The sequence below is a fragment of the Lignipirellula cremea genome (genome assembly GCF_056501455.1).
The window spans coordinates 4,837,978-4,853,882 of sequence record NZ_CM151415.1 but is presented as its reverse complement, the minus strand read 5'-3'; the positions used below and the strand labels follow the sequence as shown (position 1 = coordinate 4,853,882).

At 64.9% G+C, this 15,905-nt stretch carries 14 protein-coding genes; 4 read left to right on the top strand and 10 right to left on the bottom strand.

Annotated features, from left to right (window positions below):
* The first annotated feature begins 4 nt into the window (after window positions 1–4).
* The 4 genes from SH602x_RS18870 (at window position 5) to SH602x_RS18855 (ending at window position 3,332) form a co-directional block, all read left to right on the top strand.
* Complete coding sequence (locus SH602x_RS18870) at window positions 5–1,261, top strand: flagellar biosynthesis protein FlhF (protein ID WP_479473788.1); 1,257 nt, start codon at window positions 5–7, stop codon at window positions 1,259–1,261.
* Between the two features lie 64 nt (window positions 1,262–1,325).
* Complete coding sequence (locus SH602x_RS18865) at window positions 1,326–2,141, top strand: MinD/ParA family ATP-binding protein (RefSeq protein ID WP_479473787.1); 816 nt, start codon at window positions 1,326–1,328, stop codon at window positions 2,139–2,141.
* A 49-nt stretch (window positions 2,142–2,190) separates the two neighbouring features.
* Window positions 2,191–2,424, top strand: coding sequence for a hypothetical protein (locus SH602x_RS18860; protein ID WP_479473786.1), 234 nt, complete (start codon window positions 2,191–2,193; stop codon window positions 2,422–2,424).
* Window positions 2,425–2,543: 119 nt separating this feature from the next.
* Window positions 2,544–3,332, top strand: a complete 789-nt coding sequence (locus tag SH602x_RS18855; RefSeq protein WP_479473785.1) for a FliA/WhiG family RNA polymerase sigma factor — start codon at window positions 2,544–2,546, stop codon at window positions 3,330–3,332.
* Window positions 3,333–3,771: 439 nt separating this feature from the next.
* Here the strand turns inward: SH602x_RS18855 and SH602x_RS18850 are convergent, their stop codons facing one another.
* From SH602x_RS18850 to SH602x_RS18805, 10 genes are all read right to left on the bottom strand, one after another.
* Window positions 3,772–3,984, bottom strand: a complete 213-nt coding sequence (locus SH602x_RS18850) for a type II toxin-antitoxin system HicB family antitoxin (protein ID WP_479473784.1) — start codon at window positions 3,982–3,984, stop codon at window positions 3,772–3,774.
* Between the two features lie 101 nt (window positions 3,985–4,085).
* Window positions 4,086–5,705, bottom strand: a complete 1,620-nt coding sequence (locus tag SH602x_RS18845; RefSeq protein WP_479473783.1) for a hypothetical protein — start codon at window positions 5,703–5,705, stop codon at window positions 4,086–4,088.
* Window positions 5,706–5,796: 91 nt separating this feature from the next.
* The gene (locus SH602x_RS18840; RefSeq protein WP_479473782.1) at window positions 5,797–7,170 is read right to left on the bottom strand and encodes a hypothetical protein; all 1,374 of its coding nucleotides are present in this window, start codon (window positions 7,168–7,170) and stop codon (window positions 5,797–5,799) included.
* 340 nt (window positions 7,171–7,510) lie between these two features.
* Entirely contained in the window at window positions 7,511–8,212 is a 702-nt protein-coding gene (locus SH602x_RS18835; protein ID WP_479471515.1) for a zinc ribbon domain-containing protein, read from the bottom strand.
* A 285-nt stretch (window positions 8,213–8,497) separates the two neighbouring features.
* Window positions 8,498–10,138 (bottom strand): sigma-70 family RNA polymerase sigma factor, encoded by a 1,641-nt coding sequence (locus SH602x_RS18830; RefSeq protein WP_479473781.1) that lies wholly within the window; start codon window positions 10,136–10,138, stop codon window positions 8,498–8,500.
* A 223-nt stretch (window positions 10,139–10,361) separates the two neighbouring features.
* Window positions 10,362–12,293: a DNA primase gene (gene dnaG / locus SH602x_RS18825; RefSeq protein ID WP_479473780.1), complete on the bottom strand. Its 1,932-nt coding sequence runs from the start codon at window positions 12,291–12,293 to the stop codon at window positions 10,362–10,364.
* Window positions 12,294–12,517: 224 nt separating this feature from the next.
* On the bottom strand, window positions 12,518–13,024 hold the full coding sequence (locus tag SH602x_RS18820; protein ID WP_479471518.1) for an ExbD/TolR family protein: 507 nt from the start codon (window positions 13,022–13,024) through the stop codon (window positions 12,518–12,520).
* Between the two features lie 100 nt (window positions 13,025–13,124).
* Window positions 13,125–13,565 carry an ExbD/TolR family protein gene (locus tag SH602x_RS18815; protein WP_479471519.1) on the bottom strand — a complete coding sequence of 147 codons (441 nt, stop codon included), beginning with the start codon at window positions 13,563–13,565 and terminating at the stop codon, window positions 13,125–13,127.
* A 52-nt stretch (window positions 13,566–13,617) separates the two neighbouring features.
* Complete coding sequence (locus SH602x_RS18810) at window positions 13,618–14,445, bottom strand: MotA/TolQ/ExbB proton channel family protein (protein ID WP_479473779.1); 828 nt, start codon at window positions 14,443–14,445, stop codon at window positions 13,618–13,620.
* A gap of 329 nt (window positions 14,446–14,774) precedes the next feature.
* Entirely contained in the window at window positions 14,775–15,827 is a 1,053-nt protein-coding gene (locus SH602x_RS18805) for a tetratricopeptide repeat protein (protein WP_479473778.1), read from the bottom strand.
* Window positions 15,828–15,905 lie beyond the last annotated feature (78 nt).

Genomic DNA, 15,905 nt, shown 5'->3' with positions numbered 1-15,905 from the left:
AATCGTGAGCGTCGAGACCGTCAGCGAAGTTCGCGTCTACCGCGCTGAAACTATGCGCGAGGCGTTGCGACTGGTTCGAGAGGAACTCGGACCGGAGGCGCTGATCGTTCGGACCGAGACGCTCTGGACGAAACGCTGGTTCGGCAAGGCCCGCGTCGCCGGCGTCGAAGTTTTCGCCCAGGACGGCGAACGTTCGACCCACGATGAAGAGCGTCCGCAGGTGGTGCCGTTCCCGGAGAACCGTTCCCAAGTCAACCCAGTGCCGCCGACGCCGAAGCCGGCGCCTGAGCTCGTCGCTTCCCCGCGACTGGCGGTCGTCGTTCCGCCGCCGGCGCAGGCTCCTCGCAAGCAGGCTGCCGAATCACGCGACGTCGCCGCCGAACGCGAGGCCCGGAAGACGCTTCGTCAGGCTCTGGCCCGGGCCGAATTTCCTGCCGACGCCATCGAAGCCGAACTCGATCAGCTGTTCGCCGCGGCATCGTCCGAAGATCGGACGCAGCCCGCGACTCTTCTGCCGATCCTGGCCCGGCGCTTCGCTTCGGCGCTGCGCGTCGAGCGGGGGGCGCTGCCGATGCCGGGAAGTTCTCTCCGTATCGCGCTCGTCGGCGCGACGGGCGTGGGCAAGACGACCACCGCGGCGAAGCTGGCGGCGAGGTACTCCCTCGATAACGGTCTTCGCGTCGGCCTGATCGGCGTCGACACCTATCGCATGGGCGCCGTCGATCAACTGGAAGAGTATGCGAAGCTGCTGGACCTTCCGCTCTGCATCGCCACCTCAGCCGCGGAGATGCAGAAGGCGATGCACCGACTCTCCGATCGCGACGTGATCCTGGTCGACACGGCAGGAAGAAGTCCTCTCGACGCACGCAGCGTCGACGAACTGGCGGGCGTGCTGGATGCGGGGGAAGTCGATCACGTCTGGGTCACCGCGAGCGCTTCCACCCACGCAGGCACGTTCGCCGCCGCGATCGAGAAGCTTTCGCCGCTCGCGCCGACGGGACTGGTGCTGACGAAGCTGGATGAGCAGATCGCCTGCGGCCATCTGTGGCCTGCCCTCTCGCAGATCGACTTGCCGACTTTCTACCTGGCCGACGGTCAGCGCGTTCCTGAGGATCTGGCGCCGGCGGACGCGAAGCGGATCGCTCGGGCCCTCATCGGAGCGCCGATGAAGACCGATCGGACGAGGAACGACCGGGCGAACCGCACGACGAGACCGAGCATCGAAAGCCGAAGCGATACGTTTCTTAAGAACGCTGCCTGAAAAACGCGGCCTGATCGAGTCGCCCGACCGGCGCCGATCCACGCCTCGCGATCGATAAACGACCATGTCCGAACCGAATCGATACCTCCACGATCAGGCGGCGACGCTGCGCATGCTGGTGAAGCGCGCCGCAGGCTCGCACGCGGGCAGACGGCGCACCCCCCGACCCTGGCAGGCCGTGTTCCTCGGCCCCGGAGACGGCGAGACGGCGCCGAAGTGGTGCCTGGAAATCGCCACGCGGTTCAGTCGTCAGGGACTGCGGACCGTCGTCATCGACGCCGATCTGAGAAACCCCTCGATTCATTCGCTGTGCGGCTTGCCTGCGACGGGGGCGCTGGCGTCATGGTTGTCTGACGACGTGTCGCTGCATGAAGCGCTGGTTCGCGGTCCGGAAGGGCTGCTCGTTCTAACGGGGGGAGAGTCGGACGCCGCAGACTGGCTGCCGGACGACGCCTCGCTCTCGGCGAGCCTGCTCGATCTGGATGCGCTGGGGCCGTACGCCGACGCCATCTTCGCCGCGATCGGAGGATCGGCGACGCCCCTGTCCGCGAATCTGGTGCGGTCGGCCCGCGTCGTCGCGGCGACGTTCGAAGCGGGCGACGACGCCATCCTCGGGACGTACGCCTCGATGAAGCGTCACGCCGCCTCGCTCACGGGAAAGACGCCGACGCTGATCGCGGACGAACAGGACGTCGACGCGCGCGACGACGCCTCCCGGCGGGTCGCCCGATCGCTATGGGAGTTCATGAAACTCGATTCCACGATCGTCGACTCGACGGACGACGACGCGAGCGCTCGTTACGACGCCGCGTTCGAAGAACTGTTCCGCATGGCGGAAACCGATCGAGCCGCCGAAGAAGACGTCCGCGAAGTCGGCTGAGTCCGTTGAAACGCGGTTCTGCGAAGCTCCTTGAGTCACGTCGTCGGTCATGGAAAAGCGGTTCGCCGGCATCCTGGGCTCCCTCGCGTTCGCGATCGTCGCGGCGCAGTCTGCGTGGTACGGAGCGGACCTTTACGATGCCTCGCGAATTGCAATTTTTTCCATGGCAGGCTTTGCGGCCTTCGGCTATATCGTCGGCATCATCGCACGCCTGATCGTGCAGGAAGCTCGTCGTTCCGAGGCCGAGGTTCAGCCTGCCGACGAAGGGCGAAAGACGCGTTAGAGAAAAGTACGGTCGAGTTCCCGATTCGACCGTCAAAGCGAATGTTGACGTAGGCGCACGGATGCGCGACGGACGGGTCGCGAAGGCGCGATCGATGAATGACGTTCACGGAGGATCGAATGGCCCCCACGCTCGAGTCGTCCGATCTGATCGATAAGATCTGGGAAGCGTTCCGGCGCTTTCCCGACGACAAGCGCCTGCGCAACCGCTTGGTCGAAGAGTACATGCCGATCGTCCGCTACAACGCGGAGAAGATCCGGCAGCGACTGCCCGAAGGGATCGACCTGGAAGACCTGGTCTCGGCCGGGTCGTTCGGCCTGATCAGCGCGATCGAGGCGTTCGATCCCGATCGGGGCGTGAAGTTCGAGACCTACTGCGCCCCGCGCATCCGCGGCGCCGTCCTCGACGAACTGCGCGGCATGGACTGGATTCCGCGGCTGCTCCGCACGCGGGCGAACAAGCTGCTCGAGATGCAGAAGCGTCTGGAGTGCGAACTGGGACGTTCGCCGACCGATCAGGAACTGGCCGATCGTCTGGAAGCGCCGCTCGCGGATACCGCGCAGCTCCGCTCGCAGGTGACCACGGTCAACATGCTCAGCCTGCACAAGAAGCGGTCGGACGCCGACGGCGAAAAGGACCTGCAGGAGATGGACCTCGTTCCCGACAAGAAGAGCGAGGATCCGACGCGTCGCAGCCAGAAGCAGGACTTCATGCGACTGGTCACGAAGGGTCTGAGCCGCAACGAGCGCCTCATCATCATCCTCTACTACTACGAGGAACTGACGATGAAGGAGATCGGCGCGACGCTCGGCCTTTCCGAAAGTCGCGTCAGCCAGATGCACAGCGCCCTGCTGCAGCGTCTGCACAGCCAACTCGGCGAACGAAATTCGGAGTTCTCGAGCCTGTAGCTCGACTCCTTCGATCGTTTCGTTCGTCCGGAAACGCCGCGCCCTCCATCGCGGCGTTTTTTCGTGCGCGGCGGCGATCGCTTCTGTAGTACAGCGACTCGCCTAAACGTGTAGGTTGCCGAAGGGGTTCGGGTGCCACTGGCTCCGCCAGTGCCGCGTCTGGATCGATCGCCCAACATGTCCGAACGAGCCGTTCGGTCCAGCACTGGCAAAGCCAGTGGCACCCTCTTGAGACTCACGATTTAAAGCGAGTCGTTGTAGTAGGGTGGGTCTTGACCCACCATCCTTAGGATCAAATCTGCTGCGAGGGGAGAAGTCACGCCTCACATCGCGCCGAACGTAACGCAGTTCCGGAGTCGATGGCCGTGCGAACGACAGGTGGGCCAAGGCCCACCCTACGAAGGCTTCACATCGCGTCCCGAAACGACTGGCAACGCCGTCACGGACCGACCTCTACGATCTCTTCGCTGATGGATGGCGGAATCGGCTCGCCGTGAGCTTGCAGACTCTCCAGGTAACCGGCGATCGCTTCCTTGATATTGCCGATCGCTTCCGAACGCGTTTTCCCATCGGAAATACAGCCAGGAAGCGCAGGGACTTCAGCCACGAAGACGCCGTCTTCATCCTGCTCAATGATGACGCGATATCGCAAAGCGCCTGCCTCCCCGGATCATCGTTGACGAAGTTTCGAACTACGCGCCCGCCATGTTGAGAATACCAAGGGCTTCCGCAGCGAGCGACTATGTGCGGGCGCTATTCGTGATCCGACCGGGCGTCGTCGCGTTTGGCGTAGTTCGTGAAGTCGGGCTTGCCGCGGGTCTCCATTCCCTTCAGGCGATCGATGTTCTCCGCGCCGCGATCGAGCCGCGAGGCACGCACGCGTTCGTTCAGGCTGTCGCCCCGCGTAGTCCGCCAGAGGAAGATCATCAGGCCGCACAGCGCGATGCCCGCCGGGATCAGCAGCCAGTACGTCCACGACCCGTCGTATTCGGGCGGCTGAACCGTCTGAATCGATCCGATCGTCAGCGGGCCGAACTGCAGCGCGTCGCCTCCGGCGGCGCGGGTCTGTTCGGTCGGAAAGGCCCAGAGTCGAAAGAAATAGCCTTCGACGATCGTCTGCCGATTGATTTCCCCGCCCGCTCCGCGTTCCAGCGAGCGCTGGCGCTCCTCTTCCAGTTCGGGCGGCAGGTCGAGCGTGCAGACCGTCGCGGGGAACGTCGAGTTGAAGACGATATCTTCTCCCTGGCGGCCGCGCATGCGGATCGGCTGGCCGTCGAGGTCGTAGACGCAGTCGAGTTGCCAGTACGTTTCGCGACCCAGCAGCCGGACCGCCCGGGAGTCGTCGATACGAATCTGCGTGATGCGACGAACGCGCGCGGGGAACCGCACCGCTTCCCCGACGAAGCGGTCGGCGTTCGTGAGCAGGTCGACCAGCGTCACGTCCCGGGCAAGCTTCGCCCGCTCAGCGGCAGGGATCGTCTGCGTCGCGCGCAGCATGGCGTAGAACGCCTCGCGATCCGCGACGTCGAACTCCGCCTTGTCGCGCTCTTTCAGCCCGTCGAGTTCCAGCAGGTTCAATCCCGACGCAGCGAGCGCCGCACGGGACGGGGTCACGCCGAGCCTTTCATTCAGTTCGCTCGGACGCCAGGTCGGCGACCCGCCGACTGCCCAGGCGACGGGGGCATCTCCCGAAGCAGCGACGGGCAGGACGACCGCGAAACCGGACGCCTCCGCATCGGGCGAACCTTTCAGCCAGGCCTGCGGCGCCCGGTCGACCAGGATGCGCCATTCGACGAAAGGTTCGTCATTCGTCCGCACGTGCAGGACATACGCCCGCGTTCGATCCAGATAGAGCTCTTCCGGAACCTCGACCGCGTCGACCTTCGTCACTTTGCCTGACCATTCGACGGTCGCCAGCGGAGGCAACGCTTCCGGATCGAGCGGCGATTCGTGATTCTCCAGACGGGCCCAGGTCGCGAGTCGCTCGCCGGAGATGCGTCCGAACTGATAGAGCACGCGCAACGCGTAGACGAACGCTTCGTCGGTGAGGTAGCCGTCCTCCCTCAGCGGTTGGGGCGGCAGCGCGGACGGGCCGAGCTTCTGCGATTCCAGGTACGCAGCCGCCGTTCCATAGAGAGCATAGAACGGCGATTCGCCGGCGCCGGACGATCCGTCGGTATCTGCGGAAGGCGCCTCCGCGGCGGGAGATTCTTCAACCGGCGAGTCTTCAGCCGGCGCTTCGTCCGCGACGAGGTCGCCTGCGGCGGGCTGCTCCGCGGACGGTTCCTGAGCCCGAAGTCGCGGCCCTGCCGCGATAGCCAGCGCGAGCGCGAGGAAGATCGAAGTCAGTCGGAAAGATCGCAGAAGAGACATGGCGTTCTCGCGTAGTTGCGGTGCAAGCGTCGCGGGCTTTCGAGCGGCGATCGACAGCGATCGCGACGTCGCAGGTTCGAGCGAACCTGGATCAGGGCGACTCGACGAAGCGTTTGCGCAGCGCACTCTCATCGATCCGTTCCGGCATCGCCTCGACTTCGTCCGAGCCGCGACGGGTTTTCGCGTAGATATAGGCGACGACTCCGATGCCCGCGACGGTCGCCAGGCCCATGCCGATCGTGAGCGCCGCGAGCGAAGGGGGCTCCGTCGCCGCCTCGGGTTGCGGAGGCTCGAAGCGGAACGAGCGCGCCAGGACCAGCGGCGAGACGCTGATCGTCGACTTCGATTCGTAGGCGATCTTCTTCAGGAAGTAGACCGGCGCCTCGACGCGATAGGCGAAGCGAACGAGCTCGGTCTGCTCGGGCAGGTCAGGGAAGCCTTCCGGCCTGGAGAGCGAGTAGACGGCGACCAGGGCGTCGCGATCGTCGTCGGGCTGCACCCAGATGACGTAGTAACGCTCGATGCCCAGCGGATTCGACTGTGCCTTTACCGATTTGCCGCCGCGGGCGGTGCCGACCAGTTTGAAGAGTTCCCCCCGATGCGCATGCGGCTGACGCGCGAGCGCAGCCACCGCCATGGCGTCGCCTGCCGCTTCGCGAAGGGCTTCGTCCGGTACGTGCGACAAGCGGTCGAACAGGCGAAACCACAATGCGAAGTCGCCCGGGTCGCCCGTCGCAGTAGCGTCGGCGACCGCATCGAGCGCGGCCCGATCCCACGCCCGGAGGACCGGCGCGAGCGCCTCTGCTCGTTCGCCGTTCTCCTGATCGGCAGGTGCGCCCTCGGCATCGAGCGCGGCCAACTGCTGGTCGACGCGTTCGCGGACCGATGCGATGAGACGTCGACCTTCCCCCGACGCTTCTCCGCTTTCTGCGCCGATCAGCATGTCGGCGAGCGTCGCCTGCTGCCGGTCCCACCCCTCTCGCAGCGCCGTCAGGGTCTCCGGCGAGACGCGATCGGAATTTTCGCTCGACTCGAGCGAAGCGTTCGCAGGCGCCGCGGGGCGTTCGCCGGTAATCGCGAGCAGGACGTTCAGCAGTTCGAAACGCCGGTCGACCGTCAGGTCCTCGATGACGTTTCTCCACCGTCGGTCGATCTCCGCATCGACCCCCTGCGGTTCCTCCGACGCCGGGTCGAGACGCCGCAGACGTTCGGGCCCGATGGTCCAGTCGCCGCGAAGATCGTTCTCCGTCTCGGGCGTCTGCATCGCCTCGATTTGCGAAGCGGTCAGCGGGGGCGGAAGCGGATCGGCGAGCCCCCACCGCGACCAGAAAGGCCGCGTTACCTCGGTCCCGATGGCGAAGGCTGCCGCCAATGCCGCCAGCCCGACGAGCAGTTGGAACTGCGTCCCGCGCGAAAAGTACCGCGTCGACGGATTAGGCAGGTCGCGGTCGCGACTGGAAGGCATGATTCGATGCCGAAGAAAGCGGAAGCAGAGCAGCTACTCTGATTCTACCGCTACGGTCGAGGGGCGGCGCGGCGATCGGTCGCTTCGCGGTGCGGTCCGTCGCGCAGTCGCCGGGGACAATGGAACGGCGACGGCATCGGCTAGCGGGGGACGGAAGTCCCCCGAGTCTGGATCGCGGTCGAAGACTGCGATCGCCCGACGCTCGGCGGGAAGATCTCTCGACCGTCGCTATGCTCGGTCGACGAACTCGGGGGACTTCCGTCCCCCGCTGGCCAGTTCGAACGCGCCGCGGTCGGAGCGGCCTGACGTCGAACCATCGACGGACAACCGCGAAAACGGCTCAGTCCGTTTTCACGTACATCAGGCTGCCGCACTGCTTGCAGGCGACGGGCCGGCCCATTTCGACGTCGGAGCGGACGTTGGGCGTGACGAGGTGGTTGCAGTTGCCGCAGCTTCCGTCTTCCAGCGGGGCGAGCCCGTTCTCGCCGTGGGACCGGATCGCGGCGTGATAGATCGCGACGACGTCGCCGTCGAGCTGCTTCTCGGTTTCCTTCAGTTCGCCCTGCACCCGTTCGAGTTCCTTCTCCAGGGCGACCTTGTCCTCGTCCAGTTTCGACAGCAGCCGAGCGTGTTCTTTCTTGAACGTCTCGACCGCCTCGGTACGCTCCTGCGACTTCTTCTGAACTTCGTCCAGCCGTTCGAGCAGTTCCAGAATCTCGTCCGACAGTACGGCGTTCGCCTGCGTGTCGGCGGCGATTTCGTCCTGAATCGCCTTGTAGTCCCGGTTGCTGTTCGCCTCGTTCAGCTTGCCCTTGCGGTTGGCGACGCGATCCTCCCGCGTGCGCAACTGGCTCTGCTTTTCTTCCGCCTGCCGGCGGACGTTCCGCCAGTTCTCCTTCTCGGCCGCCAGTTCCTGTTCAAGGTTGTGCAGGTTGGTTTCGCTGGTCTTCGCCCGGTGCGGAAGGCGGCGAATGCGGTCCCGGAGATCCGAGACCTGGCGGTGCATGCGATGGAGGGTTTGCAGCAGGCGGGGAAGCGACATCGGGTCCGTTCGCGGGGGAAGAAAAGGCTCGGCGTCCGGTACGATCCGACGCGGCGCTTCGAGCGAAAGCCGCGAAGCCGGCGGATCTCCGCGGACGGAGGGTCCAATTTATCCCCGATGGGCTCACGAAAAAAGCCGCCCGGCTGGAGGTCCGGGCGGCTTTCGAAGTCTCAGGCGAAGCGCTTTCGGCTCCGGAAGTTCCTCGTCGATTCCGTTTCGTCAGAGCTTTCCGACAGAACGGCTCGCGGATGAGCCGTTCCGTCGCAGGTTCGGACAGCGTCCGTCTCAGTCGGTCTTCAGGAAGCCGAGCAGTTCCTTCGAACGCTTCGGATTCTGCAGCTTCTTGACGGCGGAAGCCTCGATCTGGCGGACTCGCTCGCGGGTGACCTTGAAGATGCGACCGACCTCTTCCAGGGTGTAGGTGCAGCCGTCCCGCAGGCCGTATCGCAGGCGGATGATTTCCCGCTCGCGAACGGTCAGCGTCTTCATGAGCTGATCGATCCGCTGACGCAGGATCTCGTTGTTGGCCATCTTGAGCGGGTTGTCGCTCGAATGGTCCTCGACGAATTCGCCGAAGGCGTTGTCCTCGCTGTCGCCGACGGGGCGATCCAGGCTGACCGGGTGCTTGCCGATCTCCATGATCCGGGCGACCTCGTCGACCTCATGGCCCGAGACGTCGGCGATTTCCTGGTAGCTCGGCTCGCGGCGGAGCGTCTGGGCCAGCTTCTTCTGCACCTGGCGGAGCTTCGACAGGACGTCGATCATGTGCACCGGGATGCGGATCGTGCGCGCCTGGTCGGCGATGGCGCGGGTGATCGCCTGGCGGATCCACCACGTCGCGTAGGTGCTGAACTTGAAACCGCGGCGGTACTCGTACTTGTCGACCGCCCGCATCAGGCCCGTGTTGCCTTCCTGGATCAGGTCCAGGAAGCCCAGGCCGCGGTTGCGATACTTCTTCGCGATCGCGACGACCAGCCGCAGGTTGCCGCTGCAGAGCTGACGCTTGACCGCTTCGTACTCTTCGTGCTGACGTCGGGCGAGCTGCACGCGTCGGCGGAGGGACTTGGGGCTTTCGCAGGCGACGAACATCAGTTGCCGCAGCTCGCGAACGAGCCCGCGACGTTCTTCTTTCGCGAAGGCCGAATCGCCGAGCTGATTCAGGCGGCGACGGACGGCTTCCATGCGGGTCGCGATCTTCTCCATCTCCGCGAGCAGCGGGAAGACGCGGCGCGAACGGAGCGAAAGCTCCTCGACCAGTTGCAGACGCTTGGTCCGCGTGGCGACGAAGCGCTTGCGAGCGTTCGTCTTGTCGGCGCGGCTGGCGCTCTTCGAGGTCAGCGTCGCGAAGTCGGCGCGGCTGCGAAGGAGCAACGCGTCGAGCGTGCGCAGGTTGTGGGGCATGCGGCCCGTGACCTGCTCCTTGGTGAGGCGCTCGGTTAGGGAGACCTTGATCGTGCGATCGAACGGCAGTTCGCCCGCCTGGACCCGCTTGAGGACGGCGACCGTCGAGCGCAGGGCGTAATCGTTCGCGAGAATCGTGCGGCGATAGCGACGCCGCGTGATTTCGATCTTCTTGGCCAGGCCGATCTCTTCCTGCCTGGTCAGCAGGGGGATCTCTGCCATCTGGCTGAGATAGGTCCGGACCGGATCGTCGCCGGGGCGGTTCAGGCTTTCCTTCGCCTGCTGCCAGTAGGAAGACTTCTTGAGTTCTTCCTCGTCCTCGTCGCTCGCGACTTCGACGGCGGCGCCCGGGACGACTTCGCGAATCTCGATGCCCCGTTCGTCGAGCGCGGCGAGCAGGTTATCGAGCTTCTCCGGCGTGACGTCGACGTCGGGCAGATAAGCGCCGACCTCTTCGTACGTCAGAAAACCCTGGGACTGGGCCCGCTCGACGAGCAGGCAGAGATCTTGATCGAGCAGTTGCATGTTCTCGGCTCCTCCATGTGCACGAGTACATCGTCGGCAAGTCGGGACGGGCCTGAATCCGCCAGGCCGTTCCTCGTCCTTCCTCGCCCTGTCGCTCGCTGCAAGGCGCCCGGCTTCCTTCCGGTCGTGGAACTCTCGCCTGTAGAGAGAGTTCCTCCTCGCATCGAACGCGTATCGTTTTCGCGAAGCCGTCCTCAGGGCGGCGTTCGCGGATAGTTCGGTATCAGCCCTCTTCGAAGTGTTGGGGCGCCGCTCTTCGGCGGTTGTCGTCGACGACGGAGAGAAGGATTTTCATCATTTCGTCTTCGTCGGCAACGCCAGTTTCCAATTGCTGATGCTTGAGCCGTTCGGCCCGCTCCGTTTCCACGGAAAGAATGCGGTCGAGCGTCCGGTCGATCATAGATAAAACGTCGTCCAGAGCGAGCGAGAGCTTCGTGCCCCGGGTCACCCCGCGAGCGGTGATCGCGAGCGGCACTTCGCCCCGTGCCGATTCGTCGAGAGCGACGATCGCCGATCTCAACGCCGCGTCTTCGGTCATGCCGAGCAGCGCGTGCAGTTCGATCGTCTCGCCCAGATTTTCCAGTTCGATCATCGCGTCGAGAATCGTCGCGCCCGTCTCGGTCGGCATCCGTTCGTGGGAGATCCGCTCCCGCACGCGATAGAGCAGCTCGGGCCGCGCGATGAGAAGTTCCAGCAGTTCCCGCTCGTCGCGGGCTAGCTGGACGAAGGGTCGCGCGGTCGGCGCGTCGCTCGCATCGAGGGGCGGCGTCTCCCCGCCGCGATTAGTCGTTCGCGATACTTCCCGTCGAAGTTCGTCCAGCCGGCGGCGGATCGAAGCATCGTCGATGGAGAATTCCCGCGACAGTCGGGCGATCATCTGCGGCACGCGAAGCGGATTGCGAGCGGCGCCCGCGTTGCTCGCGACGGGAACGCGCGCGAGCGAACGGAGCACTTCGTCGAGAGCTTCGGCCGCGCGGTGCGTATCGCGCAACAGGTCGACCGCCTCGGTCGCGATGCGAAGCTTATGCGACAGGGCGTCGACCGCGTCGTCGCAGATCTTCAGAAACGCTTCGCCTCCCTCCCGGGCGAGGAAGTCGCAGGGATCGAGATTCTCCGGCAGCGTCACGATCCGCAGATCGACGTCCGCGGCCAGGAACAGATCGAGCGTCTCGCTCGCACGGCGTCGGCCCGCTTCGTCGCCGTCGAGCACGAGCACGACCGAGTCGGCCAGAGCGCGCAGCATCTTCAGGTGCGATTCGCCGAGGGCCGTGCCGAGCACCGCGACCGCATGCCGGACGCCGACCTGATGAGCCATCATCACGTCGGTGTAGCCTTCCATCACCAGCGCCTGTCGGCGGCGGAGGATGGTCTCTTTCGCGAGATCGAGGCCGAACAGTTGATCCCGCTTCGAGAAGGCGGGAGTCTCGCGCGTGTTGACGTACTTCGCCGAGCGTTCGTCGGCATGTTCAGGAAGGATGCGCCCGCCGAAGCCGACGATCTGCTTGTGGACGTCGCGGATCGGGAACAGCACCCGGCCGCGGAAGACGTCGTACTTGCGACCGCTGTCCGCCTGGCCCATGAGCCCGGCGAGTTCGAGGTCCTCGACTTCGATCTCGGCGGGGCGGACGCGACCGGCGAGCCAGTTCCACTCGGGCGGAGCGAAGCCGACTCGGAACGATTCGAGCGTCTCTTCGCGAAAGCCTCGCTTTTCGAGATACTTCCGCGCGGGCGCGGCTTCGAGAGCTTCCAGGAAGAACCGGCGATACGTCTCGGAGGCCCAGCCGTTGGCGGCGAGCGCCCGGCGACGCGCATCGCGGGAACGCTCGGCGGCCTGCTTCGAGGCGGCGGAGCCCTGCCCCTTGGGCAGTTCGACGTTGACCCGTTCGGCCAGGATCTGAAGGGCCTCGCGGAACTCGACGCGTTCCTGCTTCATCACGAAGTCGAACACGTCGCCGCCGACGTTGCAGACCCAGCATTTCCACCACTGGCGCTCGGGGTCGACGTTCATGCTGGGGCGGCTGTCGTCGTGAAACGGACAGAGCCCCAGAAAGACGCGACCGCGCCGCTCCAGACGGATCGAAGCGCCGACGACCGACACGATGTCGGCAAGCTGCTTCACCTGCCGCTTGGCGTCTTCCCAGGCCGAATGATCCATGGTCGCGCCTTCCGTGAAGCTAGCTAGCGGTGCGTAAAACCCAGCCTAGTGCGTGTCGCACTCACATGTCGCGTTCCCGGCGATCCGAATCGCCGCGTAATCGGCGAACACGCCGCTACAGATTCGCGAGACGCGCTCTAGCTGCTGGGTCGCAACCTGCGGCGCCGACGACGAACTCGCTCCAGGGAATTCCGTCTCCCGCCAGCCGTCGCGAGCGCCGAGGATCAGCCGCCCGGGGGAGCGGTCGGCGGCTTGAACTTGACGTTCTGGATCAGCTTCACGACTTCCTTCTTGCCGCTGTCGTCGACGACGTATCCCGAAATCGCGGTGATCGCCGCGATCGTCTCGGACCACTTCAGGTTGTAGTCGGCGTCGATGGTCGCTTCCTGGGACGTCCCTTCGCCGGTCGGACCCCCCTCGCTGCCCACCGTGGTGATGACGTGGCGGTGAAGTTCGTCGAACGACGCGAAACTGCGGGAGTCGTCGACTCGAATATCGGCGAGGTTTCCGTTCGCGTCCGCGACGAGGCGGATATTCATCGGCACGGTCGGGTCGATCTCGGTCGGACCGGCCGACGACGCCTGGGGCATCCGGATGTCGAAGTCGCCTTCGAGCGAGACGACCTTGAACGTCAGAATGAAGAACGCCAGGAGCTGGAACACGATGTCGATCATCGACGTCATGTCGAGCGGAATCTTGTCGTCGCTCTTGGGAACGCCGCGGCTTTTCATAGGACACGTATCGAACGAGTTGCGACGCCGGGGAAAGATGCGTCGCGCGATGATCCAGGAGCGATCGCCTGCGGATTCGACCGCGCTGCGGCTCCGCGAGTTACTTCAGTTCTTCGCGAGCGCGGAGCAGAAAGTTCTCGTAGCCCTGATCGAGGCAGGCCTTCATCAGGTTTTGAACCATCCCGGTCTCGGCGTCCTTATGACCGCGGATGATGACGTTGACTTCGTTCAGGGGAACGTCCATCGCCTGAAAGGAGTTCGCCTCGCTGTTCAGGTAAGGACCCACGCCGGCGAGGCTGGTCTTCGCGCCGCCGATGTAAATGTCCCCCGTCGCGGAGACGTGCATCGTGATCGGGTTTTCGATCGGAGCGTCGGGCGGCTTGGCCAGCACGCTGTCGGGAAGCTGTACGTGCTCGTTCTGCTCCGACTCCTTCATGTTCAGCATGAACATGAAGAAGGCGATGAGCTGAAACGTCATGTCGATCATCGGAGTCATGTCGACTTCCGACGTCATCGAATGATTGGCTTTCTTTCGCGCCATCGCGCCCTGTTCCCTGCGGTCGACCCGGATCGAATGTCAGAGCCCGCTCGAATCAAGCCTGCTGCTTGCCGGCGGCGCCGAAGCGGCTCATCAGTTCTTCGCTGGAGATGCCGACTTCGGTCATCAGCCGGACCAGCCGGTTACGAATGATGGCGAACAGAATCATGGCAGGGATCGCGATGGCCAGACCGATGATCGTCGTCATCAGCGCCGTCGCGACGCCCTCGGCCAGCTTGCTCGGGTCGGGCGTGCCGCCCGCGGTGGCGATCTGGTAGAAGGCCCGGATCATGCCGTCGACCGTGCCGAAGAGCCCGATCATCGGGCTGATGGCGCCGATGAGCGAGACGTAGCTGAGGCGCTGTTCCAGCTTCAGACCCTCGACTTCGCTGACCTGCTGCATCGCCTCGATGGCGTGCTCGTAGCCGACCGACAGCTTGGCCAGCCCGGCGGAGAGCACCTGGCCCAGCACCGATTCGTCGTTCTTGGCCAGTTCGTAAGCTTCCTGGTAGCGCTGTTCGGTGAGGAGTTGATCGAAGCCTTCGATCAGCGCCGGCGGACAGATGTTCGAGCGACGCGTGCCGAGAAAGTTCGACACGGCGAGCGCGACGAAGATGAACGAGATCAGGAAGAAGACGATCGTGTACGTGATGCCGAGCGCCTTGAAGATGAACGTGACGACGGAATCGGCCTTCCTCGGAGCGGCCGCGTCAGCCGGTGCGGCTGCGGGAGCCGCGGCCGCCGGAGCAGCCGCGTCCTCCGCCGGCTGAGCGAAAGCGTTCGCGACGAAGCCGCCCGCAGGCGACGCGTCGACTCCGAGAAGCGTCGCCAGAGCCAGCGCTCCGACGATCCAAAGGACGCTTCGGCTGACCCGACGAATCATGGAGGACTCCGGAAGAGCGACGGCGGACATGGGCGCGGCAGTGATGTTCGGTAGGTCGAAGAGACGTGAAGCCGTGCGGACGAGTGAGACAGGTCCGCCGACAGAGCGACAGGATCCGGTCGAGCCGGCGGCGGGGTTTCCGCCGAACAGGACCTCTCGCGATCGACATCGATCGCGGCAATTGTAATCGGAAAAAACCTGAGGCCTACGCCCGACCTTCGCTCCGACCCGTTCGGAGCGGAAAAGCTGGCGCGACCGGGGCCGCTCTGCCGGAAAATCCGGACGAGACCGCGACTCGCGACGGGCCGATGAGGCGCCGATCGCGGAACTTACTCCTTGCTCGCCCAGGCGGAGGCGCCGTAGCGCTCCCGCAGGGTCTGCCGGGCGTCCAGCGCCCGCTGACTCTGATTCAGCGAGCCCCACAGCTTCGAGAGGTTGTACAAAGCTTCGGCGTGGGCGTCGGGATCCTGCATGAAGAGCAGATCGACGTGAAGGTACGCCAGAAGCGCCTCCTTCGGATCGTTCGCCTTCAGGTGCGCGGCGCCGAGGCCATTGTAGATCTTCGCGTACAGCGCCTGATCGCGAGTCGGATCGGTCGTCGTGATGATATCGTTCAGGGCCTTGATCGCGTCAGCCGGCTGACCGGTTTGCGCCGTGGCCGTCGCCTGGCCGACCTTCGCGAACTCCTTGTACGTCTCGATCGCGTCGCTGCCGTTCGCGTTCGCTCCGACCACGGCCGTGTAGCCTGCGAGGGCCTCCGGATACTTCCCCTGCCGCATCAGGGCGTCCGATTCCAGGAGCTTTCCTTCGACCTTCATCGAAATCGAAGGCGCCTGAATCAGTTCGGCGTACGCGGTCGCGGCGTAGTCGTATTTGCCGCTCATCGCCGCGAGATCGCCGGCAGCCTTCCGGGCGTCGAAGTAGTGCCAACTGTTCGGATTGGCGCGGGTGAACGCGACGAGCGCGGAAGCGGCTTCGTTCGCGTTCGAATTCGGAGTTCCTTTGAGCGCGAGTTGCGCCGCGGAGTAGGCCTTGTAGAAGTCGATGTCCTGCTGCACCAGCGCCGGATAGTCGCCGGCGGGAACCTTCGCGAGTTCCGTCAGGGCGTCTTCGTATTGCTGCGTCAGCACCGATTCGCGACCACGGCGGAGTTCGCCGGGCTCTTCGGCGAAGATCAGGCGCTTGATCTCGCTCGACGGAATGGGAGCCTGCGCGGCGCCGTTGACGGTCATCGTCACCGAACCGGGCGTGGTCCCCGAGACCAGCCCGCGGACGACCTGGTCATCGTTCTTGTAAAGCTGATCTTGCTGGGCGAACGCCGCGGGGACGGCGAGCGTCGTCGCGACGAGCGCGACGCCGAAGCGGACGAGAAACGACTTCATCGTGGGGAGCTTCCAGTTCGAACAGGTGATTCGAGTAAAGCGCGGCCTCGCGTCGACCCTGAAGCCGCCGCGACTCGC